The organism is Lysinibacillus contaminans (assembly GCF_001278945.1).
Classification (GTDB): Bacteria; Bacillota; Bacilli; order Bacillales_A; family Planococcaceae; genus Lysinibacillus; species Lysinibacillus contaminans.
Genome location: NZ_LGRV01000003.1, coordinates 307600 through 334031, shown reverse-complemented (window position 1 = coordinate 334031; position 26432 = coordinate 307600). Strand labels below are relative to the sequence as shown.

Sequence of the window (26432 nt, the reverse complement as noted above, 5' to 3'; positions counted from 1 at the left end):
ACACTTAGTACAAAACATGTTTCAACTAGTTATCTGGTGAAATTTCACATATATTATTTGCTGTATCAAAACATTCTATTAGATAAAAATTATCTTCCAATTTACGTACAACATTCCAAATATCAATCTCTTCTTGACGCATTGACAAACGTATACCACCACCTCGGTCACGTACTATTTAGACTATACCTAAACGACCTAGCTCGTGGGCCACCTTCAACAAATATTTTTAAAAAATAATATAGATACCAACAATTTCTTTAATTGATATTAACTTCCCCTTTTTTGTACGCCTAAGAATGTCAATACACATAACGTATAACCTGTACATGAAGTTAAACACACATCATTCTTCATACCCTCTTTTAATTATATAAAAATAATATTATAAGGGTTGTAAACTTATTTCAAATAAAAGAAGTATTTTAGATGCATGTTTGTGTCTGTTTTGTTAAATATGTATTTTATATATTGCTTTAAATTGTATATAGGCTTATATTTATCACGAAAGGACGTGTTCAACATGTTAGATCAACACACAATTAACGTCATTAAATCCACAGTACCAGTTTTAGAAGTTCATGGAGTTGCCATTACAAAAACTTTTTATAGCAACCTATTCAAGGATAATCCATCCTTATTCAACATTTTCAACCAAACAAATCAAACAAAAGGTCGTCAACAAGGCGCCTTAGCAAATACTGTTTATGCTGCCGCTCAGCATATCGACAACTTAGAACCAATCGTCCCTGTAGTGGTACAAATTGCACATAAACACGTAAGTCTTGGAATTTTACCAGAGCATTACCCAATTGTAGGTCAATACCTACTTGCAGCAATTAAAGAAGTATTAGGTGATGCCGCAACAGACGAAATCATCGATGCATGGGGCAAAGCATATGGCGTTATTGCAGACATCTTCATTTCAGTTGAAGAAGATTTATATAAAGCAGCAGAACAAAATGGCGGTTGGCGTGCATTTAAACAGTTCGAAATTGCTCGTACTGTAAAAGAAAGTGATGATGTTACATCATTCTACTTAACACCAGTAGACGGCTCAAAAGTACCAGCGTATAAACCAGGTCAATATATATCTATTCGAGTAAAAGCTCCTGGCGAAGAGTATCTGTTAAACCGTCAATATACTTTATCACAACCAAGTAATTCAGAGGAATTCCGTATTTCTGTTAAACGTGAAAGCGAGCATAATCCAAAAGGGAAAGTCTCAAACTTCCTACACGAGGCTGCCATTGGTACAACAATTGATGTTAGTGCTCCAGCAGGTGTATTCACATATGAACCTACAGAAGCACCAGTACTATTCATTAGTGGTGGGATTGGTGTAACACCGTTAAATACGATGTTACAATCTATACAAAACAAAGAAAACGTTACATTCATTCAATGTGCACGTAATGAAAATGTTCTTGCTTTCCACGAAGCAATCCAAAATAAAATGAACTCATTAAACGGCCCAACTGGTTTAAGAAAGCTATTTAGTGCATTCAAAAAAGACAGTAATCCACATCATAAAGTGTTATACTCTGACAAAAATGAGTACATCGATGCTAACGTGTTACGTCCAATCTTAACAAGAGATACACAAGTATATATTTGCGGACCAACACCATTTATGGAAGCAGCAATTAACGCTTTACATGAATGCAATATTGCAGACAGCCAAATTCATTATGAATTCTTCGGCCCTGCACTACAATTAAATACAAAGTAAAAAATGAACTAGCCCCTGGTATAAGCATGGGCTAGTTTTTTTGCTCTCTTTAACTTGATTGTTATTTTTCATACAAAAACATCTCTCCTAATATGGTTCACTCTTAAACTAAACTGCAACGTTGAGTAGAAGAATTTCAACATATATATTTCATAGAGTTGGAAATCAGCATAATCTCGATACTCTCCCTCTATACAATTAACCATTCTGAAAGTGTGAAAAGTTCTTTGAAGTAAAATGATTTTTTCTACTGTCAATTAAAGTAATACAGTGAGCCAACCGCTCTACACCTAGTTTAATTTGACTTTCGTTTACTTGAGAGATACTTAAGCGAAGAAGATTTTCTTTTTTATATTCTGGTAAAAACATTCTAGAGGCATCATCAACATATATATGCTGCTCATTTAGCATATGAACTACCTGTTTTGCTGTCACATTCTTGGGCAAATAGATGGATAAAAAGAATCCTGATGTCGGTTTAGAAAAATGAGTATTAGCTGGAAGGTATAATTTACATGCTTCTTGAAGAATTTGCATTTTAGTACGATATAGCTCTTTAATTTTTTTGAGATGACTAGTAAACATGCCACTTTTCAAATAGATTTCTAATGCCCCTTGAGACAAAGCGGAACTATTAAAATCCGAACTAAATTTATAACGTAAAAAATTGTCAACCATTCGTTTAGGAAGCACGACTGTCGCAATTCTTAGCCCTGGAAGGAAGACTTTCGAAAAGCTTTTTATATAAATTACTCTTCCTGAAGGGGCATATGAAAACATAGGGTCTGACTTCACATTTGGATCAAGGTCTCCTAAAAAATCATCTTCCACGATATAAACATCGTATTTTTCAGCTAATTCCACGATTTTTTTCTTTTCGCTAATTGTATAACTATGTCCAAGTGGATTATGAAATCTCGGTATAACATAGAAAAATTTTATATCATTATTGCGGAAAATATATTCCAAACGGTCAAGGTCAATTCCTTCCATAGATAACTCGATTCCAAAAGTAGTAACTTGATGCAGATTAATGGACTCAATCATTCCAAAATAACTAGGTTGTTCGATTAAAATATTGTTTTTGCCATTAGGAAAAGGCATAGAAACGAATAAATTAAGGGCTTGCTGTGAGCCAGATACAACGACTAGTCTCTCTGGCCGAGTGAAGACCTGTAAACTTTGCAAATATTTCACTAGCTGTACTCGTAAAGAATAAAGTCCCTGTTGATCTGAGTAGGTGAACAGTTCTTCTTTATATTGTTCAATTGCTTGATTCATACAGTGCTGAAAATCAACATAAGGCATCATATTTATATCGGGACCAGCAGAAAAGAAATCAATAATTTCATTTCCCTGCTTAATATGCTGAAATTCATTGACAACATAGTAACCACTTTTAGAAACAGCATAAATTACATGCTCCTTTTCTAATTCTGTATACGCTCGAATCACCGTATTTTTACTGCATGAAAAATGCTCAGATAATTGACGAACAGAAGGAAGTTTACTACCTGCATGGAGTGTGCCATTTGCTAACTGCCCTTTAATTTCCCCCATAATTTGAATGTATTTTGAACTCATATATCAATTCTCCTTTATCTGTACCATGACAGATGGATAAAATAACTGTTTATTTATAATGTGTATACCTATTAATATTTAATTATATCAGAAATGCTTTTTTAAGCTTAAAAACTGGTACAGATAAAAAATAGGAGGTGGACCATATGCAGATGGAAAAGAGAGAAAAATTCGGGTTATTCTTAGGGCTAATAGGCGTTATTTGTTTTAGCTTAACGCTCCCTTCTACAAGTATTGCTGTAGAGTATTTTGGAACTACGGTCGTAGGTTTAGGAAGAACAGTTGTTGCTGCTATTTTAGTAGCTGTGGTATTGGTTGTAAAAAAAGAAAAACTCCCTTCCCCTCGCCAATTCAAAAGTCTACTTATTGTGGCTGTTGGTGCTGTTTTAGGATTTCCGCTCCTTACTTCTTGGGCAATGGAATCCTTGCCAGTTTCTCATGGAGCTGTAGAATTAGCCCTGTTACCATTAGCAACAGCCGGCTTTGCTATATTTAGAGCAGGTGAAAGACCATCTCTTAAATTCTGGATTTCAAGTGTAATCGGCTCTTTAGCTGTTATTATGTATGCACTTCATCTTGGATTCGGTCAATTACAATTTGCCGATTTAGCTTTACTGGTAGCAGTGATTATACTTGGACTTAGTTACGCAGAAGGTGGGGTGTTAGCGAAAGAATTAGGTAGTTGGCAAGTGATTGCCTGGGCAATTATGATTGGCGCTCCATTTTTCATTATTCCAGTTGGACTACATCTTACAACTGAAATGCTCCAGGCCCCTTTACAAGCTTGGGTTAGCTTTATTTATCTCGCAGTAGTTAGTCAATTTCTAGCATATGTTGCTTGGTATAGTGGAATGGCTATGGGTGGAATAGCCAGAGTTAGTCAGATTCAATACTTACAACCATTTTTGATGATTCTATTTGCAACTGTATTTCTAGATGAATCCATCACATGGTTCACTCTAGTCATCGCAGTGATTGTTGTCTTTTCTGTTCTAATAGGCAAAAATGCTCCTGTATCAAAAAAAGGAGATATATCATAGAAAAACTAACTGTAGCTTAAATTGAAATAACAATATAAGAAAAGCAGATGTGTTATTAAGTTCAAATATTAATAATATATCCAAAATCCAAAGTTCTCTATTGTCTAGCAGCTCACTTGTTATTGTTAGATAAATTAACGTGGTGGTTATATTGTCAAATACGAACCAAAGGACTAAAAATAGGCAGGTATGAATCCAATGCTGAATTCATACCTGCCTATTAACTGCTTTCTCTAACTTTTGGAGTCTCCTCAATTGATTAATTCTTTTAGCTAATACACAGATGTGCTTCGCACCGTTTAAAAATACAGAGGCTGCCTCTTGCTTTGTTGCTAGAATACCCATTGATCCACCTGCATGAATAATCACATCCGTTTTCAAGACCCTATGCTTGTTTCATCTCTTAAAACTTAGGTAGGCTACACTAAAAAGTAAATATAAATCTGAATAAACTTTTCTTAACACTAACCTGTTGCTTTACATCAATATGATTAGTTTGAACACGCTCTTACCAACAGTATAATTGCTACAATTATTACAATAGAACCAATATTGACTAAACAGCCACCGCTAGGTGCTCCTGTATAGGCTTGAGCCCACGCACTGTTTAAAGCGCCACCAGGGTTTTTTCGTTGTTCTTTAGCTTTTAATCTTTCTCTTTCTTTCTCAGACATAATAACCCCTCCATCTTTTGAGTGTTCTCTATAATTTGTGGATATACTATTTATTCATTTTCTCATATTGTACAGCATTACTTCCCAAAATTAAGAAATTAATAATAAAAAATACAAAAACTATTATCTATTCAAACAATTATTTTGCACACACTTTTACTAAAAAATATAGTCTTATAAATTTAGGTCTTTTTAATTATACTTATATATAAATAGTAAATAACTGCAGTTGAAAGGTGTGCTATTGTGGCAAAAGGTTTCAAAATTGAATTACCAAAATTACCCTCAGATTTAGAGAAAGCAAATTTTCAAGATGTTTTTTATGAAGAAGAACCATATTTATCAAATTGCATTATCACTAACACAGTAATTGATCAAGAGGTTGTTGAAAGACTAGTTTTATCTAAAGTTATCTTTAAAAATGTAAGATTCATAGATGTTTCATTTAGAAAAATTGATTTAACTGATGTGATTTTTGAAAACTGTGATTTATCTAATTCCAGCTTTAGTGAAGGCATTATACACAGAGTCAAATTTGAAAACTGCAAATTATTAGGATTAGATTTATCAGGAGCTAATCTAGGAAACGTTTCATTTGAAAATTGCATTGCAAATTTATGTGACTTTTCAGAGACTCGTTTAAAACATGTAATATTCGATAATTCATCTCTACAAGGTGCAAACTATTATGAATGCACACTTAATAAGGTAATATTTTCTCAAAGTGATATTAATGATGTTGATTTTTCTCAAACATCACTAAAGGGAATTGATATTAGCTCATGTAGATTTGAAAGACTTAGTGTTACTTTGGAAAGCTTAAAAGGTTGTGAAGTATCCTCAGAACAAGCTGTTGGATTTGCTTCACTGTTAGGATTAAAGGTCAAATCATAAAATTTGTGAAATTTTAATTTTTATCTTTATTTAGGTTCATCATTAAAAGTCGATAATGACATTTAATTAAAGATCGTACAGACTTCAGATTGCTTGTTGATTGGAGTGGAGGCCGGGCGACTCCCTCTTTTGGAGGAAAATAATAAAAGAACGAAAACTAAAAACGTCACAGTGTGTGACAATTTATCTGCGCGGAAATGTAGCATTGACGTAGTGACAGTAGCACACGCTTTCTGATCAACGTCGTTTTGACTCCTCCAGGAAAGCGCCAAGCCAGAACGGAATTTAACCCCAATTGTAGGGATGAACAACAAAAAAAGAGGCATCCTAATGAAAGGATACCTCTTTTATGTTTACATCATTAAAATTAAAGTTTTACGATGTTTGTAGCTTGTGGTCCACGTTGGCCGTCTTCTACTGAAAATTCAACTTTTTGACCTTCGTCAAGTGATTTGAAGCCGTCACCTTGGATAGCTGAGAAGTGAGCGAATACGTCGTTTCCGCCTTCAACTTCGATGAAACCGAAACCTTTTTCTGCGTTAAACCATTTTACTGTACCTTGTTGTGTCATTTAAATGACCTCCATTAATTGTATTAAATAATATCATATTTCTTCAAAAGAAAAAATTCACATATTGCAAAAAGTATCGAATAAAACATGATTACTCTTTGTAATATGTGAATTCATTGTTTCTTCGTTAACGATCTTATTACATTTATTATATAATAGAAAATCATATTTGTCTAGTCAAACGATTCCTTGTTAACTATCAATAGTATGTCTATAGTAAATAAGATAAATTCTAAAGTTACTTCAAAATCCAGTACTCCTCCAATTGTCCCTATAAAACAAAGCATTGCACGCTTCTCAAAACGCAACGAATCTCCTCTTTTACTTGTTGGTAGGCATCACGTATTTACGTCAAGGATACCTCGATCTTCAATATTTTTTATACAATTAGATACCAATTATTAATCGATTAGACTTCTTACATAAAAAAAAGAGGCATCCTAATGAAAGGATACCTCTTTTATGTTTTACATCATTAAAAATTAAAGTTTTACGATGTTTGTAGCTTGTGGTCCACGTTGGCCGTCTTCTACTGAGAATTCAACTTTTTGACCTTCGTCAAGTGATTTGAAACCGTCACCTTGGATAGCTGAGAAGTGAGCGAATACGTCGTTTCCGCCTTCAACTTCGATGAAACCGAAACCTTTTTCTGCGTTAAACCATTTTACTGTACCTTGTTGTGTCATTTAAATGACCTCCATTAATTGTATTAAATAATATCATATTTCTTCAAAAGAAAAAATTCACATATTACAAAAAGTATCGAATCAAACATGATTACTCTTTGTAATATGTGAATTCATTATTTCTTTATTAACGATCTTATTACATTAACTATATAATAAAAAATCATATTTGTCTAGTCAAACGCTTCCTTGTTAACTATCAACAATACATCATAGTTAATTAGTTCAATTCTTAAGATACTTTAACGTTGCATTTCATGCTTCTCAAAATGCAACGAATATTCCCTTTTACTTGTTGGCAGCCATCACGTAATTATGTCAATGCTCCTACATAAAAAAAGATTAGACGACCCGCCGTTACCATACTATTTCCAGTTGGGGTCGAGGGTCAATTCTCTCTGTCACTAACCTTTTGATGCGTTGAGATATTAAAGTTGTCCATTTGGTTCCTAAAACACAATAACCATCTATCAGTTACTTTGATAGATGGTTATTATAGATGTTGTTTTCTTAAATTCTAAATTCCCCAAGTATAAAGTTGGTTCATTTCGGAAGCCGAACCGTCACTATATCTTTTTATTCCTCATTAAACCACAGTGGATCTTGGTCATCAACGTCGCCATTATAATTAATAAAAATTTCATCGCCTGCTTTTATATCTGTAAAAGCAAAGAAATCAAATGTGTTATTTTTAAAATTAATCTCATACGTTGCATTTGGTTCATACGAATGGTTAAATAACATACCATATCCAAGAAGGATAGCAGATTGGCCTATGCCAAACTCAAAAGCGTAATCACCGAGTATTGTTTTCTCTAAATATTTATGTTGTTCATTTGGATAAGAAATGACAGGTGCTTCATGTAAAAGCTCCCCTTTTTGGATATCACGTGTAGCAAATACCCCTCTATTGAATTCTCCACCACTTATTGGAGATGTTTTTACCTCAATCATGTTTGTTCTCCTATTCACTTAAAAAATTTACTTTCTAACTGTAACATTAATTTGAACATTGAGCTCTTTTTATTTGTTTTCAAACAACTATATTACATAAAAACCTTTTTATTGTCACCGAACAATTCAAATTAGGAAAGGACATTAAGGCCTGAAAAAAGATATTTTACATTCTTAAATAATTTAACTTGGTCGTCTTAGCTCATCTTCAATTGAAATGATCAATCTTTATTAAAAACCAACACAAGTAGCATCTCCGTTCTACTTTTTCTTGTGTAGAAACTTTTTACCCCCTAACATATTCTCAAAAAAGGAAAATCACCTTCCCCCCTGATACTAAAGGATTTGAAACACTTTCCAGTTGATTCAAACTTATTCTATCTGAACCTCGAAACATCTCGAATAGCCTTTTTGAAACATAAAAACAGTAAGAACTGCTTTTAAATCAGCAATTCTTACTGTTTATTATTTGTAATTTCTTATTAAAGACAATTTTATCTACATTAAATAAATCCCGTATTTTACCCAAAGATAAGTAACTCTTCACAAAAAAATAAAGTAGAACATACTATTTTTAAATAACCTATGTAGTAAATTTCCGTGTTATTTCAATGCGTTACATAAAAATTGTAAAGATACTTCATTAAATTTCTCAGTTTGATCTACATTACATACATGACCGCTGTCTTTTAAAATCACTAATTTACTTGATGGTTGCGTTTTCACTAATCGCTTAACTGGTTCTAAAAATACATAATCCTCGTCTCCCATAATATATAGTGTCGGAATCTTTGTGTCCTTTTCATTAAATTTCACTAAATATTTTGCGATACCACCTGTTAAAGTTAACCAACGTAAAAATTCTCTATTCTTAATTTTTTTTGCCTCTTGAATAAATAAATGGCGTGAAGACTCATGGGTTTTTCTCGGCATTAAAATCCACGCGAATAATTTATATAGCCACATAAACGGAATCATTTTTTTAAACATATTGGCTATACCAAGTAAAATATGGAGTCTAGGTGTAATACGTATCACAGCGCCTGCTAGCAACATTGTGTGGAAACGTTCTGGATTCGTTTCAGCTAATTGACGAATTAACATCGTACCTAGTGAAATCCCTACAAAATGAGCCTTTTCAATCTTTAGTGAATCTAGCACATCTATAATATCCTGACTAACTAAATCCAGTGTATATTTAGTCGGACTGTTTGTAATCATACAAGCACCATGACCTCGGAGATCGACTACCAACACATTAAAATGCTTGCGATATGCTCGAATTTGCTTGTACCAAATTGTCGAGCTACCACCAGCTCCATGTACTAAAACTACCCACTCTTTGTGTTGTTGACTATATATTTTATAATGTAACAAGTACTTCTCATCCTTTAATTATTTAACTTATACTATGTATTACGAAAGTAGCACGTAATAGTTTCATTTTTCACGTATATTTCTAGTAATTTTGATATTTTTTTGCTACACAAATAAGGCACTTAAACAGATTGTATTGTTTAAGTGCCCTTTACTTTATGTCGTATATATCATATCTCCGTCATCTTGGATTTCTCCCACAATTTCAGACAGAATATCTTCCATTGTTACTAGACCAACGATAAAACCCTTACCATATGTTTACGTATTTGCAGCATTTTTAAGAATACATCTTTAATAGCAGCCGAATTTTAATTTGTAGAATATCGTGGATGAAGGAGGTCACATCATTTGTGCGCCCAGCTGCGCTATCTGTTAACATTTCCTTCGTATTAATAACTCCAATGACATCATTTTTCTTTTGGCTGTTTTCGCATAGTTTGTTGCTTCTATAAAGAAAAGGGTTCAACACAATAGAAGACCAGAGGGATCCAATACCCCTTTTAGGACAGCTCCACCCGATGCACAATATTAATCCACTTTCCGTGGATTTTTAAAATAAACGAACCACCTTAAAATTGTTTCTACTGGACCGAGTGAAAATCGCTTTAAATATAGTTGACTTGCTTTTAGCTGAATGGCATAAATGATGACCGATAAAAGTATTCCAACAAATATACCCAATTTCCCAAACAATCCAAAACCGTAACCATAAAAAATAGTCGTGCAAATGATGGATTGCATTAAATAGTTTGTGAGCGATAATTTTCCGATTGGGGCAAAATAATAGTTCATTTGCGTTTGATAGCGGCTAAATAACCATGCAAATAAAGCAATATAACCAATCGCTAACACATATGTCCCTAGCGAATAAATAAATAAGCTGTACGGTGTATAAAAAATAATGATTCCCTTCAGCAATAGCCCGCCTGGTACGAGCAGCGCCACTTTTTTATATGTCCGAGTGCTATTTTCTAGCTGTAAAAATGCGCCCCTTTTCGCCATGCCCATTCCGAATAATACAAATGGACCTACTCCAAGAAAGCATATACAAACATAGAAAAGCCAGCCAATTGGTAGGGCTAATAATAGTAAAAAACCACCATCTACCATAAATACACTTAATCGTTGCGTCAATATTTCTGCATATGTACCGTCCTGATAAATCATGATTTCCGATGCCGTTAAAGGCTTCACAAGCTGTAAAAAACTAGTACCAAATAAGCTGCCCACTCCAAGGATTGCTATTAAAATGGAGCCCCAAACAAAATACGTTTTCACACGTCGATTTAAGAAGAATAATAATAACATGAAAAGAGTCGAGCCATATGTTAATAAAATGTCGCCTTCCCATACAAGCGCAAGATGCATCGCCCCTAATACAGATAGGCCAACCGCCCGTCGAAACACAATATTTTTGTACTTTAACCCCGAAGCCTCTCGTGATTCAATCATTTTTATCAAAACATAGCCAAATACAAAACCAAAAATCGGATAAAATGACCCTTCTACAACAATTTTCACAAAATAATAACTTACTTTATTAAGCCCACTCGCCGATTCAATAATTTCTACTCCTGATGAACCAAATTGGAATAAAAGCATATTGGCTATTAAAATTCCGATTAGCGAAAAACCCCTCAATGCGTCTAGCAGTTCCACACGTTCTGCCTTCAATCTCTCACCTTCTTTTTCGTAATTAATTACTATACGAATGTAGCGGAGAATAGTTTCATAATTATTGTAATAAATGGTATTATAAACAAAATGATTACCAGGAACCCTAGACAATCGGGACTCATAGTAATACGTTTTTCTAGGGCTTGGTTCGCTTGGATTTACTTACAATAACTTAATTAAATAGGGCTGTTTCTTAAAATATTGTTGTTATTCAACTAGCAAAGTAGGTTAGTTGGAAAAGGATAAAATTTTTTCTCAAATTAATTTCGGTTTCAAAAAGTGCGCCTATTTCTTAATACAACTTCTAAAATATCCAAAATTGACAATAAAAAAAGAGCGACTCAACTTAATAATTTGTTGAGTCACTCTCCTTTTAGCGAATCACCACAGTCACCATTAGCATAAAGTATATGCTGGTTACAAATAAGCAACTAAACAGAAAAGATACAATAATCGATGCTTTTTTGAAAAACGATAAAGCAATTAATCCTATAAATAAGATGGATAGGAAAAAGAACAATACTGTATTTAAGTTCACAGCAAAGCCAATTGTATTACTATAATTGATGATGTCAGCGTGAAATAGACGGAATAAAGGTGACACCGTATCACTCGTTAAATAATTGCCATGAGGTGGTGATTGTTGTGAATAAGTAGCTGTAATCGTAAAAATTGTTAATAAAATAAAGCCCTCCACACGAATCCAAGGAATTGGATTGAATGAATCATCTTTAGATAGTTTATGTTTAACAATTAAGCTATTCACTAAAGCATAAAAAACAAGTGGCAGTAGGAATAAATGTTTTAATAATAATCCTTGTCCATAAGAAACCATCCAAGAATCGATATATCCATCAACCATTATATCCATCAGAAACAGTCCACTAAGAGCTGTAGCAATTAAACAGCCAAAAGCGACCATCGAAAACCAACTTAAAAATTCGAGCCAATTATTTTGATTAATCGAACACCAAGCAATTATAAGTAGAATCCCAACCCAAATGCTTACAGCTGTTAAATGAATAAAGTCACTTATAATCCCTAGCATTGGATCAACAGCGCCCGCATGGCTTGACCAAGCAATTGTTAAAATTAAAAAAAATGTAACAAATGCCCCTAAATAAGCGAAGATGTCCTTTTCAGGGAACCTCGTCAAAGAAATTAATAGAATTAACACTACCGAGCCAAGTAGGGTAAAGTCCCATGCATTCCCTACTGTGTAGGTTGTGAGAACGATTTTAAACGATTCAAATAAACCTAAGCGTGGAGCAATATATAATATACTCTCAAGTACAGGTATAAAGGATAAAATTGGTATAGCTATCGCACTAATAAGTAAGAAACGTTTTGGAATTTTTATATCAGGACGATATTTACTTGGGACAAGCAAAAGAATAAAACTACCAACTAAGATCGAAAAAAATAAATATAAAAGCGCCTGACTAATAATCAATATTATTTCCATAAATTATTTCTTTCTTTTAGTAAAGAAGAAGAAACCACCTGCTACAATGATAACTAAAAGAAGAATTAGAATTATTGTCGTAAAAGATGATGAATCTTTCTCTTCATCCGCTGATGCTGCTTCTTTTGTTTCTTCAACCGTATTCGTTACTTCTGACGGTTCCTCAGTTTCTTTTTCCACTGATTCAGAAACTGGCACATTTACTGTAAATGAGAAATCACCTTCTAATGGGTGACCATCTGTACTAATAATACTCCAATTAACTTGATATTCGTTATTCGGAAGGGGCTCAGCAATAGTTCCTGTTAATGTACCTTCACCAATAATAATTTCTTGTAGTTCAATAGCTTGACCCGAAGTCGTTGTTACATCAATAAAGCTACCTTGTTCAATTTGACCGTCAAAATTTAGAACAATTTCATTTAACGGTTCCGTTATAACGTCACCATCTGCTGGATTCGATCCTCCTAAATGTGAGTGAGCAAATGCACTATTTGAAAGAGACATAACTAATAAGGCTGCAGCTGCAGCTGTGAAAATATGTTTCAAAATAAATCCTCCTAAAATTTCTATTATATTGATAATGAATATCACTATTTATTATCACTGATTATTTTATCAAAAAAATGTGAAATTTATATGAAATCATCCTTATATAATAGAAATTTTATAATTGCTCACCCTCTATATCAAAGTAGTCTTCTTAAGTCTGCTAAATATACAAGTGAAAATGAGCTAATTTTAATGGAATGAAGAAAAGCAACTTACTAAATTGGGGTATAAAAAAGTGGGATTGTGAGAAGTATTTATTCAATTAACTGGGGCAAGAGTTTAAGATTAAGTTGCCGAAGTCAAAGGTAGGTTTTCTTTGAGCTAGTGGTGCCCCTTTTTTGCTATCCAGGGTGAAGTTTCAAATCACTTAACAAAGGTCAAAAAGTTGGATTCTCAGTAGAAGACGGCCAACATGGACCACAAGCTACAAACATCGTAAAACTTTAATTTTTAATCATGTAGCCATAAAAAAGAGGCACCCTTTCATTGAGGCCACTGAAAAACTCTAAATTAGTATTTTTTTATAGTATTTTTTTGCACTAATATTATTTTACTCTGCAAGGATTTATGTCTTCCACGCGAAAACAAACCGACAGCAGCGTGAGACTCCTGCAGGAACAGCACAAAACGTAAGACGCAACAAACCTACCCAAAGCGAGGGTTGCGGCTTACGCTGTGCCTGCGGAAAGCGAACGCTAGAACGCTAAATCCTTAAGGTCATACTTTTGTTAAAGAATTTATTGGATGCCCCTTTTTAAAAAGGAATTCACAATATCTTGTTGTAGATACTGGTTACTGAATTCGCCTAGAATGATTGTGAGAATTGGCATTTAGTTAATTTACGAGCCTTTGGTTATAGTCAATCCACTTTTCCATTTCCCGCTCCACTGCTCGATTTTGCCACTCAAACCAAATACCTAAACATTCACTACAATGACTGTCTACTCCACTATTTTTATGCATATCTCTACGTGTAAATAAAGTCTTTTTACGGCAGCTGTAGCAGTAAATTTCTTTATCTTCATAAAATGCCATGACTATCAGCCCCTTCATTTTACACATATTCATTACCAATTTTTATATATTCCATTCTAAATTACAAAGTATTTCATTCAGAATGATGATTGGCATTCAAGAATAGTGGTTTAATGAAGACTTCCGCTAATTGTGTATCCGAGTAGTTACACTTAACCTTATATGGGCTTTAGTACAATAAGGATTATCATAAAATAATCAGGTTTTTTATACAGAAGTTAATCTGCCCTCTTCACCTCTTTAATTAGAGTATTAATGGTAAACTATACTTAATTTTAGTGTATTACCAGTCAGTCACCCGCAGTAAGCCATTTTTCTTTGAAATCGTTTACGGAGAGTGGACGGCTTATGAAATATCCTTGAGCGTAGTCACAGCCAATCTCAGACAAGAAATGATATTCGTCTTCTCCTTCTACCCCTTCAGCTATGACTTTCAGATCGAGTTGTTTTGCTATCGCTATAATGGTTTTCACAAGCGCTTTATTCTCATCATCTCGATTCATCCCAATGACAAAAGATTTATCAATTTTCAAAGAATCAAGTGGATATTTATTCAGATAACTAAGCGATGAATATCCTGTTCCAAAGTCATCCATTGATAGATTTATACCCAGTTTCTTTAATGCACATAACTTTTCTATCATTGACTCTGCATACATCGCAATACTCTCAGTAATCTCTAATACAACGTAGGTCGCATCAATTGAGTTGTTCTCTATCGAGTTTTTCACACTTTCTAAAAATGTTGGCTCAAGTAACTGCCTCACAGATACATTAATACTTATTTTAAATGGCTTATATACTTCTTTTTGCCAACGGACATTTTGTTCAATTGCAGTATCCAAAACCCATTGACCTATTGGAATAATCATTCCTGTCTCTTCCGCAATTGGTATAAATTCATCTGGTGTAACTTGTCCCAATATTTCGTTATTCCACCTAATGAGAGACTCCATACCTATGATTTCATTTGTTTTCACATTCATAATGGGCTGATAGAAAAGTTCAAATTCCTCATTATCTAGTGCTGTTCGTAATTGTTTTTCAATCATCATTTTCCTATAGAAATGCTGTTGCATTTCTGATGTGAATAATTGATAGTTATTTTTCCCTCTTTCTTTAACATAGTACATTGCGGTGTCTGCATTTTTTATTAATGTGTTAGCATCATCCCCATCTCTTGGAAATATGCTAATTCCAATGCTTGGTGTAATAAAATACTCACAACCATCGACTAGAAAACCATCTTTAAATTGTTCCAATAATTCTTTGGCAAAAGCCTCACTATCTTCCGCATTATAATACGGAAGTAAAATAGTGAATTCATCTCCACCAAGACGATAAATATCTGCGCAGTTATGTCTTTGCTTTAGTAACATTTCAATCCGTCTTGATACTTCTGTTAATAATAGATCACCGATATCATGTCCGAGTGTATCATTTATGTATTTAAATCGGTCCAAGTCGAGAAACATAATTGCATTCTGGCTTGACTCAATTTTAGCTTTTTCCAGAAGGTTCGTTAAATCCTCATTGAACATTCTTCTATTCGGTAACCCTGTTAATGCATCATGATTTGCTTGAAACTTGATTTCATCTTCATATTGCTTTCGCTCCGTAATATCTGTTGATACAGCAAGTACCGCTGAGCTATCATTTAAATTAATAGGTACTTTGACAGTCTGTACCCATATTTCTTCTCCAGATGCAGCAGTAATGGATTCTTCTCTAATAAAAACCTTTTGCTGTAATTTGTATTGATCCGTCTCTTTATCATCAGATTGTTTCTCTACAAATGTATCTCTATCTATGTCATCATCCGTTTTCCCTATCATATCTTGAATGTTCATGCCCATTAACTTTGCATATGATTTATTCATAAGTGTATATCGACCAATTTCGTCGTTAGCATAAATGTAGTTTGGGTTTAAATCAATGACTTGGAATAGAAACTTCTTTTGCTCATTTAACTTCTTATTCATGTTGTTGACTATATTAAGGTGCATTCGGACTGAAAGAATTAACACGGAAATAGCAAATACCAGAATTGCAATCGAACTTGGGAACAATCTTGACGTTTGGAACATATTTAAGAAGCCTATTGCAAATCCAATTGATGTGAAGATATTAAAATACACTAAAAATGAACGTTCACTCTTATTTTGTACATCTAAACTAATCAAAAAACAAATAATCATATTAACTACAAAGAAGAGAATATTTGAATTAAAGATCCACGATAGGTCTCCGTTAACGGGATAGTAAAATATATTAGAACCAATTTGTATAAGTTCTAATCCACTTACCCCTTTATCACTCCATCCGATTATGTAAACAAGTAAGGCCAATGCATAGGATAGTAGAACAGTAGTACGATTTACAAGAAAACTCCACTTTTTTTTAAACTCATTTGCGAGTATTTCTTGAACAATTGTATACCCTACATAGAAAATCGTTGGTGTTACCATGATAGAGCCAAACCGAAAGAATTTAAAAAATAGCATGGTAGTTTCTTCTTTAAACAGTTGATAGGAATACAAAAATGAAACATCTATTTGCCAAAATGAGGCCAAAAGAAGAAATAGAAAAATAATTTTTGATAGTTTACTTCTTTTGAATAATACTAATATCGTAATTCCAACACAAACGGGTATACAAGATAACAAAATTAAAAAAATAAAAAACATAAAAATGGCCTCCTATGTACGTGTCAGTAATAGACAAGCATTATTCCCACTACCCCCATGAGTAGTAATACATACAGATTCCACAGTTTGATGCCTAGTTTCATAAACAATAGGTACTTCTTCAAATCCATCCCCTGATGTTTTAATTGTAGGTGGGATAAACCCGTATTCCATTGACAGCAAAGATGAAATGATTTGCATTGCTCCCATTGCACCAAATGTATGTCCTATCATTCCTTTTATTGAAGTGATAGGAACATCAAAACCAAATGTTTCCTTAAGGATAAATCGTTCTATCTGATCATTTATTTCTAAACCAAGTGCCTGACTGTTTACATAGCTTGGTATTGTATTTCCAACGGTTTCTTGAAAAACTTCAAGCATATGTCTACCAGTAATATCGGAACTTAATAGTTTTTGACCTTCATTTCTTGAAACGACACGTTCAATCTTCCCGTATATTTTCTGTTCTCGTGCCTGTGCTGATTGTCTACGCTCTAGAACGATTACACCTGCTCCTTCGGATAAAACAAAGCCGCGATGCTTGGTCGAAAATGGGACTCCAGCTTTTTCGATAGAGGTCTCAGTTGAGAGTGCTCTTATTTTTTTAAAGCCATTGATTGTCCATTGGCCTAAAGGGGCATCTGTTCCCCCTACTATGCAAGCATCTACACTTCCTGACTCAAGTAATTGCTTCCCAATCAATACTGCATCTAGACTGGCTGTACACCCCGTTGTTACGGTGAATGCAGTCCCTGACAAACCAATCGCTTCAGCAACAGAACCTGAGAGTGTATGTGTATCAACAATTGAAACCCCATGGATTGGAAATTTTTTTAAATCAAAACCATCAGCAGCGTATTGTTCGATCTCAAGAATTGCTCCAGCAGATGTTCCCATAATTACAGCAACTCGATTTGGCTCAAAATAATTTAACTTCGACATTTCAGCCGCATCCATTGCAGCCGCAATCGCCATTCTTACAGAACGCGGATATCGTCGGTAATTTACCCCATTTATCTCTAAGAAGTTATCATCAATCAAACCCGCAACCATATTAGTATGAGGCTGATCAACATTTTTTAAAATGCTCTGAGTGCAAATGCCTTTATCTAATACATTTAAAAAGCTAATTTCATCTAAAACACCAGGTGCTTTTATTCCATACCCTGTAATTACTATATCATCCAATTATTTCACCTACAAAATTCAACTTTATACCATTATATACAACAAAATTAGATATAGTCTATATTGACAAGTCTTAAGTTCTATGAATTTGATTTTAATAGGTAATATGGATTACATTAAATCAAAATACTATTTTAATCTAAGTAATATTTTTCTTTTTTATATTAATAATCCGCTACCGTTCGCACTTCTTATTGAGATTACCGTTTGAAGAAGGGAAATACTAAAATTGCAGTGAATCTTTTTTGCAAAATTAAATTATGAGAAAGAATAAAATAATGCATAAATTTATTATATTAAAATTACAAATATAACTGATTTATGTAATTTATAGATAATTATGTAATAAACATTCCGTTTCTTTTACGAAAAAGTGATTATTTCATAATTGTAAAAAATTTATATGTCCCATGATGATACCGCCGATTAGTTATCAAATAAATTAGAAACCTATTTAATTAACGTTTTAAGCATTAAAAGTTAGGCGTGCATAGCACTCAGGGTTAGTATTGCATATGTGTTTTACTATAACTCTTGTAAAGTGTGTGACTCAAAATTATTAGAACATGGGACAATATGTTTGATTAGTAACAATCAAATTTGTTGGAGAATTTATCTTTTTAGATAAGAGAAAATAGAATAAGCTGATAAGCAAAAATAAAACCGCAACCAGTGACGGCTACGGTCGTTTAGCGTGATTATAAATGTAATGGTGAGAAATTAGGCTTCATTTTTTCTGTTTCAGAAATCCATTCAGCTAGTCTATCAAAATATGATTGCACTTCTTCAGCTGAGCGATTTTCTGAAGCATCCCAACTATCAGAAACGATTCTCACAAAATACTTTTAGATGAAAAGTGAATCCAAGCTAAACACCTGGAGAAATCAGCAAACCACTCCAATGTATCAATATTTATAAATTTCCCGATTTCTGCCCTGTCTGCTATGTAAGGTATGTTGGGTGGATTTGCGATGTTTGTTGCAAGAGGTAAATCACTTGATGAATGTAAAACTTCCCACATTTTACTTCCTGTCTCGTTAACAAAGGCGCTTGTTAAAATAGGGACATTCTCTAAATCGAAAATAGTTGTTACCACTCCGTGACCTTTAGCGTGTGTGCTTTTTACTATGTATTTCTCTAATAGCTCTATTCCACTAACATCAAAAGATTCTTTATAAACTCTTTTCAGAACGAAAAAAAATTCTTTATTAACATCTCCTGGAAAGGATTTTTTTAAGTGTCCAGAATTTAATGTTATGTGATTTATGTACTCCACATTTTCACACTCCTTAAGTTGTTAAATCTCAATATATTACATATATTAACAAAAATATAAGTGTGATGTGTATTTTATTTTAATTTTACTGAACTTAACAGATTTTTGATGACATTGAAGAATAGCACACGCGAAATAAAAAGAAGAATAAAGCTAAACTATTATTCTTCTTTTTGTATGCTTTTAATTAGCGTAAATAGTAATTAGTTGTCTTATTAACTAATTTGAAGTTCTTCTTCAGTTATTACCCGCGTTCCCGCTATTTCAGCTGCGCCTATCTTCGTGGCTCCAACTTTTTCACCAATGATCAAATAATCGGTTATTGAGGATACTTCCGCTAAGATAGTGCCGCCTCTGAATTCAATTTCTTTTACAATTTCTTCGTGAGGTATTGAAAGCTCCCCGGTGATAACAAAATTTTTTCCAGTATAAATAACTCCAGCGTTTGAGTGCATAACTGAATTATAGTCAAGGTCTTTAATCAAATGAAGCTCCCCCTAATAGATTATTATTGAAGGATGCCCAAAGTGTCGGATATTTAAACATAAACTTGTAGAAGACTTTACTTTATGACTTTTGAAAAATATAAGGAAGTGCTCGTTTCTGAATTGACAAGGAGGGTCACTGGTCGTGATACAAGACCATCATTTTAAACACCTTTAACTATTGTTATATCAATAGTTAAAGGTGTTTCTTTTAGTCCTTCATATCTTAATCATCATACTCCCACTAATCCATAGTGTAGCCTATTCAGAACGTTGAAATTTTCCAACAACATCTCTATCACTTTTTTAGCTACCCTATACACAGAAAAAGAATAGGACACTCATATATCCTATTCCTTTGCTACATTATTCATTTGGAAATTTCGCTAGATAAATCATGGACTTGAATAAATCGCCATCTACTTGAACTAAGAACTTTCCTTGCTGGATGTGAATAAGGCTTTCAGCAATCGACAAACCTAATCCGCTACCTTGACTTGATCGAGATTCATCCCCTCGTTTAAAGCGTTCCATTAGCTCATCGACTGAAATATTTAATTCATATGCTGAAATGTTTTTAAATGTCACGAGTATTTCATTCCCTAAATCTTCAACATCAATATATACCCTTGATGCGGGCTGTGCGTATTTAAAAATATTCGAGAATAAGTTTTCGATGGAGCGCCATAGGAGTTTACCATCAGCCTTTACATACACCTTTTCTGTTGGGTAGGCTAACTTAAAATCTAATGCCGAGGCTTCAATTTTTTCACCCATTTCTCCTATTCCTTGAGTAAGTAATGATAAGATGTCAATCCGTTCTAACTGAACAGGCATACTTCCACTTGACGCTTTAGCCGCTTCAAATAAATCATCCGTTAAGTGCTTGAGTCTTTTCGATTTTTGATCTAACACGTCTATATATTCAGTAATTAAATCAGGGTCTTTTTCTATTTTTAATAAATCAACATACGTAATGATTGACGTTAAAGGTGTTCTGATATCATGCGAAACATTCGTAATGAGCTCTGTTTTTAAACGCTCGCTCTTGATCTCACTATCCACCGACTTTTTTAACCCATCTGTAATACTATTGACGTTCGCTGCAAGTCGGCTAAACTCCCCTTTTCCGTCTACTTCAATTCGATGATGAAGATCCCCATTCTTAATTTGCTCTACACCCTCTTTAATGCGGTTAAACGATTTCACCTTTTTCATCGCAAACCAGGCAGCTAGACCTATGGTAATAGGAAACACGAAGAACGTTGCCGCAACTACTATTGGATAGCCAACGACAAGCAGCACTACTTTCACACCTATACTGCCATTATCAAATACACTTTTTACCCAAAGAAAAACCTTTTTGAAAATTTGATATATGAGTGTATGCTGAAGTAATGATCTATTTTTGATATGCTTTACGAGCGATAAAATCATCAGTAAGGCAATAATAAAAATAGGTACTGTGAGAATCATGTACATATCAAGCAGTACTTCAACTTCAATAAGCATGGCTATCCACAACGAAGTTAAAGAAACGACTATCACAATATTAAGATCGTTATATAGCTTGTCAATAACATTTAAATTAATTTCTTTATCTTTAAATGACGTTTTTCCAATAACAATGATTAAGTAAACAAAAGATAAAATAAAACCTGCTAGAAATACAATGAATTCATTTAAACTACTTTTGGCAATGGCCTTGTCTTTCTCCCATTCCGCTATTTTCTTTTGTAAAAAAGATTCTCTAAACGCCAAATAAATGACGTCTGTTTGTGGATTCAACTCCTCAACACTGTGTGTAAAGTAATCCAAGTATTTACTTTTTTTCACTTCATTTGGGTAAAGCTTTTGTTGGTAATCCTCAAATAGCATATATGCATCAAATGATTCAAATTGCTCTTTCTTATTTAGTTCACCATTGGAGAATACATGCTCTCCGTCGCTCGCATAAAACACGATTCCTTCATTTGCTTCTAGTTCGCTTAGTAACCGATAAAATTCTCTTACCTGTTCTTTCATGCTTTCGTCTTTATTAAGATTTATATCATCAGCATATTTTTCTTGATAGATGCGATTATTTTCCTCTTCACTCAAATTGTCATTATATCTGTATGAATAACGAAACTCATTATATAAATCTTCTTCGATTTCTCTAATATCTTCTTCTGTTAGTGTCTTACCACTTAAAATATGTTCTTCACTTTTGTATTTTCCGATTAATTGCGCTAAAGAAGAAAGAATGCTGTAACTTTCATCAGCGAATGCTCGGCTTTCAAAATAATTATCTTGATTTATACTACTAAGATGAACCTCATTTACTTCCATGTCGATAATTGCCTTCGTTGTACCAGTTATACAAACGACGGCAATCAGAAACACAACCACTTTCGTAATGAGTGCATGACTAATATTTCTCAACTTTATATCCAACTCCCCATACAACTTTTAAATACTTCGGCTCTTTCGGATTAATTTCAATTTTTTCTCGAATCTTTCGAACATGAACCGAAACCGTATTTTCTGGATTAATGGCCTTTTCATTCCATACCTTTTCATAAATCTCTTCAATTGTGAATACTCTCCCAGCATTTGCTGTGAGAAGCTTTAAAATTTTATACTGCACTGGTGTCAAATGAACCTCTTGTTTATCAACGGTAATGACTTTCTGTTCATCATCAATCATGAGCCCACCCGTTTGCAATACATCGCTATTTACCTCAAGACTCCCAAATGTCGTATACCTTCTTAGCTGCGATTTCACTCGAGCCACAAGTTCTAATGGATTAAACGGCTTGGCCAAATAATCATCTGCTCCGATATTTAATCCGAGTATTTTGTCATAATCCTCCGACTTAGCAGAAAGCATAATTAACGGAATCATATGATCTTGCCGAATCTTCATCGTCGCCGTAATCCCATCCATTTTTGGCATCATAACATCCATAATAATTAGGTGAATCACGTGATCTCGAATAAGATCGATTGCCTCTATACCATTGTAAGCTTTGAATATTTGATATCCCTCATTCTCTAAATAAATGCTAATCGCCCTTACAATTTCTTTATCATCATCACAAATCAAAATGTTCAACTATATTCACTCCTCCATCTCTTTAGGCTCATGTGATCAGACCTATAGGATTCGTATAAAGATATAATACTAATTAAATCTTAACAAACGCACACACAATTTCTTAAGATTTTCTTAGTGTTTTCCTATGTACATTCATTATGCCGAATAGACGATTCTATTTTTCCTGATTCAATAACACAAGTTTAATATAATATCCTCGAAAATATTGCAGTTAGCCAACCCGTTACACCCAGTGAAATTAATGACTGTATTCAAATGCTATACCAAATACAAGTCGGGACATCGGGTAGGGTTTCGTCAGCCAAACTATTACGGTAAATTCTTACGTCGATTAACCGAGCTTATAGTACGCTTTTCCTTACTAAACAGCGTATTTCAAAAAAACAAGCGGAACAATTAATTGCTTCTGGCAAGAAAAATGGATTAACAATTTTAAAACACGATTAGGGATACTTTAAGCTATTTGGTTTTTTAGCATGAGATTTATCAGTAAGATTAAGTTTTAAAAAATCGCTCTTCTTCATACAGTGAAGATAGCGATTTTTTTTGCTTTTTGCTAAAAAAAATAATGACATACATAGAAGCATCCCTCGATTATCGTTATGCAACAACTGTATAGGCTACACTAGGTTGGACATAGTGCTGGTGCGAATAAAACCGCAGAACTTGTGTATCAAGGGATTGTGAGCATCCATGCCAATTTAAATGATGTCAAAATGTTTCATACAGACCGAGGAAAAGAGTTTGATAACAAACTAATTTCAGAAGCTCTTGAAACATTCGGTATCCAACAATCATAGAGCATGAACGGATGCCCTTATGACAACGCTGTGGCTGAAGCGACGTTTAAGGTATTTAAAACAGAATTCGCTAACGGAGCTCACTTCTCTTCTTTTGAACAACTCGCTCTTGAACTTGATGACTATGTTCATTGGTTCAATACCTTTCGAATACACGGAACACTAGGCTATTTAACACCGATGGAATTCAAGCAACAGACCTTATAATTTTTGTCCAGTTTAGTTTTGACATACAAAACTATTGAATAAAACATCTGCGAGAGTAATTTGTATTTATGTGTATAGCATTATTGAATTTTTTCAATTATAGGCCCCATTCTTTTTCGAATCTATGTTATACTTTATCTCTATAAATTGAGGTTACATTATTTGCAAAGGCAAATAATGTAGCCTCTTTCGTGTTTAAAGAAGTCTTTCGGAGGGGAAACATTTTGGAGCTATATACAAACTTGCGTGCTGGAGAAAAAGGTGCGTATTTATCTATTTTCGCTTATATCTTTTTAAGTGCTTTGAAATTAACGATTGGATATATTGGAAACTCAGAGGCTTTAATGGCCGATGGTTTGAATAATACAACTGATATTATTGCATCTATTGCCGTTTTAATTGGACTACGTATTTCTCAGAGGCCACCAGATGATGACCATCGTTACGGCCATTTCCGAGCTGAGACCATCGCTTCTTTAATTGCTTCATTTATTATGATTTATGTAGGCATAGAAGTGCTAATATCTTCTGGAAAAAATTTATCTACACCCTCTAGTGAGAATCCAAATATTTTAACAATTGTTGTCGCATTATTTAGTGCACTTGTTATGTATGGGGTATATAAATACAATATAAATTTAGCTAATAAGATTAAAAGTACCGCTGTAAAAGCAGCCGCCTATGATAATCGATCAGATGCAATTGTTAGTATAGGAACTGCGATTGGAATTACAGCATCAATTTTTGGTTATCCAATTATTGATACTATCACAGCTTTCATTATTGGCATTATTATTATTAAAACTGCGATTGAAATTTTCAAAGAAGCTGTTTATTTATTAACAGATGGTTTTGATAGTAACTTTTTACAGAAAATACGTGTCGAAGTTACACAAATACCCCGAGTGCGCGAAATTTGCGAAATCCGTGGCCGAAAGCATGGGAGTATGATATTAATTGATATAACTGTTGCAGTTAATCCAAATTTAAATGTAAGACAATCACACGATATTACAGAATCTATTGAATCAACAGTCCAAAGGCTAAGTAATTATGCAGTTACCTTTATTCACATTGAACCTTATGAACCAAAAGATGTAATTATTTGTGAAGACGATTATCATTTCTAATTTTTAAAAATCAAATTGAGGTTCTCTTTTAGGTTTATATCGCGATTTTAAAATTCGCAACCTAAAGGCTAAACGTATCTAAGTATGAACAGCCCCCAATAATGTTAGACAAAAGCAAGGTAATTTCTAAGATCTAAGTTCAGTGTTCTACTGGACTTAAATCTTTTTATTTCCTTTCATTTTTGTGCGATTGCAGCAACCACACTATTTATGTAGGTTAGTTTAAAATGCCTCAAACTGAAACCCTATTATGTTTATCCACTTATTGAACTAAACCGCTTCGTTAGTTCAATAAAGAAAAAAAGAGCTGCATATGTACCTCAATGATCTTTAATTAACGCACTTTGTTAGTTGAAGTGCCTTTTATATAAAAAATATTATAATTCCGCAAATTACTGCTACTCCTACAAATGTGAATAAGTAAAGAAAAGGAAAGTTAGCCTTACTAAAAACCACTTCACTTTGAAGTGTATCTACATTATCCCACGCACTAGCAATATCTGGTTTATAATTTCTTGTTTTTATATAACTGACTATCATCATTCCGACAAAATAGACTACATGAATTGCAATTGAACTAGTAAAAGCTTGAAGAACCAACCTCATTTAGACACCTCCTTTGCAACCCCTTCTCACCAAGATAATCCATATATCTTATTACACTAATCTGCTTCATTAGCACAAGAAGCATTATATATTAAAGGTATTGATAATTTGCTAAATGGAAGGGAAACACCAAAATAAAACGATACCCTTTTTCTCGTAATAATTATTTAAATGGAATGATAGTTTCTTCTCCACTCTCATCAATAATTACTAAATTTTTAATATCTTTAGATGTTTCTTTATCAATCTCAATTACAAATGTTCTCGGAGTTGCTGCTAAAAAACAAGCACCATATTGTTTCGGTAAAGTCAATTTGATAGCTTTGTTAACTGGGCTTAGTTCCATATTTTCATTATCTATCTCATATGGACAACTATTGGACTCCACAGTTCCGATGAAAATAATATCTTTTTTGTCAAGGTCAACTTTTGGTGTTTTATTTTCAAATCTATAAAAATTCCAAGCTTCTTCAAATTCAGACTGATTAATACTTTTTCTAACCATATAGTCAAGCCCTCCAGATGAAACGTCATAAAAGCTATCAGGTAAGGTTTTTTCACTTGCAATTAATCCAAAATCTATTTGATTATCTTCTTTACCATCACTGCAACCGAATATAAAGAATATGGACAGAACAATTGTAAAAATAATTAATGCTCTATAATCTTTCAACTTAAGTTCACTTCTTTCGATCTTCTCCAACTA

General features: G+C 33.6%; 22 protein-coding genes and 3 pseudogenes. 6 read left to right on the top strand and 19 right to left on the bottom strand.

The annotated features are described in order from the left end of the window. The first annotated feature begins 523 nt into the window (after positions 1-523). Positions 524-1732, top strand: a complete 1209-nt coding sequence (gene hmpA / locus AEA09_RS04015; RefSeq protein WP_053582617.1) for an NO-inducible flavohemoprotein — start codon at positions 524-526, stop codon at positions 1730-1732. Between the two features lie 198 nt (positions 1733-1930). Here the strand turns inward: hmpA and AEA09_RS04010 are convergent, their stop codons facing one another. Beyond that, a complete protein-coding gene (locus tag AEA09_RS04010; RefSeq protein WP_053582616.1) occupies positions 1931-3316 on the bottom strand; it encodes an aminotransferase-like domain-containing protein in 1386 nt (461 codons plus the stop codon). Between the two features lie 146 nt (positions 3317-3462). Between AEA09_RS04010 and AEA09_RS04005 the strand changes: the two genes are divergently transcribed. Then, entirely contained in the window at positions 3463-4356 is an 894-nt protein-coding gene (locus AEA09_RS04005; RefSeq protein ID WP_082332555.1) for a DMT family transporter, read from the top strand. Positions 4357-4593: 237 nt separating this feature from the next. Here AEA09_RS04005 and AEA09_RS19800 read toward each other — a convergent pair. Both AEA09_RS19800 and AEA09_RS04000 read right to left on the bottom strand, forming a co-directional pair. Then, positions 4594-4752 (bottom strand): annotated as a pseudogene (locus tag AEA09_RS19800) (SDR family oxidoreductase); the annotation flags it as partial. Positions 4753-4847: 95 nt separating this feature from the next. Continuing rightward, positions 4848-5030, bottom strand: a complete 183-nt coding sequence (locus AEA09_RS04000; RefSeq protein ID WP_053582615.1) for a DUF6366 family protein — start codon at positions 5028-5030, stop codon at positions 4848-4850. A 246-nt stretch (positions 5031-5276) separates the two neighbouring features. Here AEA09_RS04000 and AEA09_RS03995 point away from each other — a divergent pair, with 246 nt between their 5' ends. Then, complete coding sequence (locus AEA09_RS03995) at positions 5277-5924, top strand: pentapeptide repeat-containing protein (protein WP_053582614.1); 648 nt, start codon at positions 5277-5279, stop codon at positions 5922-5924. A 367-nt stretch (positions 5925-6291) separates the two neighbouring features. Here AEA09_RS03995 and AEA09_RS03990 read toward each other — a convergent pair whose 3' ends face one another. The 7 genes from AEA09_RS03990 to AEA09_RS03955 all read right to left on the bottom strand — a co-directional run bounded on the left by AEA09_RS03990 (position 6292) and on the right by AEA09_RS03955 (position 13206). Then, positions 6292-6495, bottom strand: a complete 204-nt coding sequence (locus tag AEA09_RS03990) for a cold-shock protein (protein ID WP_053582012.1) — start codon at positions 6493-6495, stop codon at positions 6292-6294. 482 nt (positions 6496-6977) lie between these two features. Further along, entirely contained in the window at positions 6978-7181 is a 204-nt protein-coding gene (locus AEA09_RS03985; protein ID WP_053582012.1) for a cold-shock protein, read from the bottom strand. A gap of 576 nt (positions 7182-7757) precedes the next feature. Next, a complete protein-coding gene (locus AEA09_RS03980) occupies positions 7758-8135 on the bottom strand; it encodes an SET domain-containing protein (protein ID WP_053582613.1) in 378 nt (125 codons plus the stop codon). Positions 8136-8738: 603 nt separating this feature from the next. Next, positions 8739-9512, bottom strand: a complete 774-nt coding sequence (locus tag AEA09_RS03975; RefSeq protein ID WP_053582612.1) for an alpha/beta fold hydrolase — start codon at positions 9510-9512, stop codon at positions 8739-8741. Between the two features lie 531 nt (positions 9513-10043). Continuing rightward, on the bottom strand, positions 10044-11189 hold the full coding sequence (locus tag AEA09_RS03965) for a DUF418 domain-containing protein (protein ID WP_053582610.1): 1146 nt from the start codon (positions 11187-11189) through the stop codon (positions 10044-10046). Between the two features lie 376 nt (positions 11190-11565). Further along, entirely contained in the window at positions 11566-12657 is a 1092-nt protein-coding gene (locus tag AEA09_RS03960) for a copper resistance D family protein (protein WP_053582609.1), read from the bottom strand. A gap of 3 nt (positions 12658-12660) precedes the next feature. Beyond that, the gene (locus AEA09_RS03955) at positions 12661-13206 is read right to left on the bottom strand and encodes a copper resistance CopC family protein (protein WP_053582608.1); all 546 of its coding nucleotides are present in this window, start codon (positions 13204-13206) and stop codon (positions 12661-12663) included. Between the two features lie 399 nt (positions 13207-13605). Between AEA09_RS03955 and AEA09_RS20585 the strand changes: the two are divergent. After that, positions 13606-13656: pseudogene (locus tag AEA09_RS20585) on the top strand (hypothetical protein); the annotation flags it as partial. A 387-nt stretch (positions 13657-14043) separates the two neighbouring features. Here AEA09_RS20585 and AEA09_RS03950 read toward each other — a convergent pair. From AEA09_RS03950 to AEA09_RS03920, 7 genes are all read right to left on the bottom strand, one after another. Next, the gene (locus AEA09_RS03950) at positions 14044-14244 is read right to left on the bottom strand and encodes a hypothetical protein (protein WP_053582607.1); all 201 of its coding nucleotides are present in this window, start codon (positions 14242-14244) and stop codon (positions 14044-14046) included. Between the two features lie 290 nt (positions 14245-14534). Then, on the bottom strand, positions 14535-16748 hold the full coding sequence (locus AEA09_RS03945; protein ID WP_162212717.1) for a sensor domain-containing protein: 2214 nt from the start codon (positions 16746-16748) through the stop codon (positions 14535-14537). A 195-nt stretch (positions 16749-16943) separates the two neighbouring features. After that, on the bottom strand, positions 16944-18122 hold the full coding sequence (locus tag AEA09_RS03940) for a beta-ketoacyl synthase N-terminal-like domain-containing protein (protein WP_053582605.1): 1179 nt from the start codon (positions 18120-18122) through the stop codon (positions 16944-16946). 832 nt (positions 18123-18954) lie between these two features. Then, entirely contained in the window at positions 18955-19398 is a 444-nt protein-coding gene (locus AEA09_RS03935) for a hypothetical protein (protein WP_053582604.1), read from the bottom strand. Positions 19399-19613: 215 nt separating this feature from the next. Further along, complete coding sequence (locus tag AEA09_RS03930; protein ID WP_053582603.1) at positions 19614-19883, bottom strand: BRCT domain-containing protein; 270 nt, start codon at positions 19881-19883, stop codon at positions 19614-19616. Positions 19884-20249: 366 nt separating this feature from the next. Continuing rightward, positions 20250-22307, bottom strand: coding sequence for a HAMP domain-containing sensor histidine kinase (locus AEA09_RS03925; RefSeq protein WP_211263229.1), 2058 nt, complete (start codon positions 22305-22307; stop codon positions 20250-20252). Continuing rightward, on the bottom strand, positions 22294-22980 hold the full coding sequence (locus AEA09_RS03920) for a response regulator transcription factor (RefSeq protein ID WP_053582601.1): 687 nt from the start codon (positions 22978-22980) through the stop codon (positions 22294-22296). Before AEA09_RS03920 ends, AEA09_RS03925 begins: the two co-directional genes overlap by 14 nt. Positions 22981-23612: 632 nt before the next feature. Here AEA09_RS03920 and AEA09_RS20210 point away from each other — a divergent pair. Together AEA09_RS20210 and AEA09_RS03910 are read left to right on the top strand one after the other, a co-directional pair. Further along, positions 23613-23990 (top strand): annotated as a pseudogene (locus tag AEA09_RS20210) (transposase); the annotation flags it as partial. A gap of 224 nt (positions 23991-24214) precedes the next feature. Next, complete coding sequence (locus AEA09_RS03910; protein ID WP_053582600.1) at positions 24215-25120, top strand: cation diffusion facilitator family transporter; 906 nt, start codon at positions 24215-24217, stop codon at positions 25118-25120. Between the two features lie 363 nt (positions 25121-25483). Here AEA09_RS03910 and AEA09_RS03905 read toward each other — a convergent pair whose 3' ends face one another. Beyond that, the gene (locus AEA09_RS03905) at positions 25484-25726 is read right to left on the bottom strand and encodes a hypothetical protein (RefSeq protein WP_053582599.1); all 243 of its coding nucleotides are present in this window, start codon (positions 25724-25726) and stop codon (positions 25484-25486) included. A 163-nt stretch (positions 25727-25889) separates the two neighbouring features. Beyond that, entirely contained in the window at positions 25890-26429 is a 540-nt protein-coding gene (locus AEA09_RS03900) for a hypothetical protein (protein WP_053582598.1), read from the bottom strand. Positions 26430-26432 lie beyond the last annotated feature (3 nt).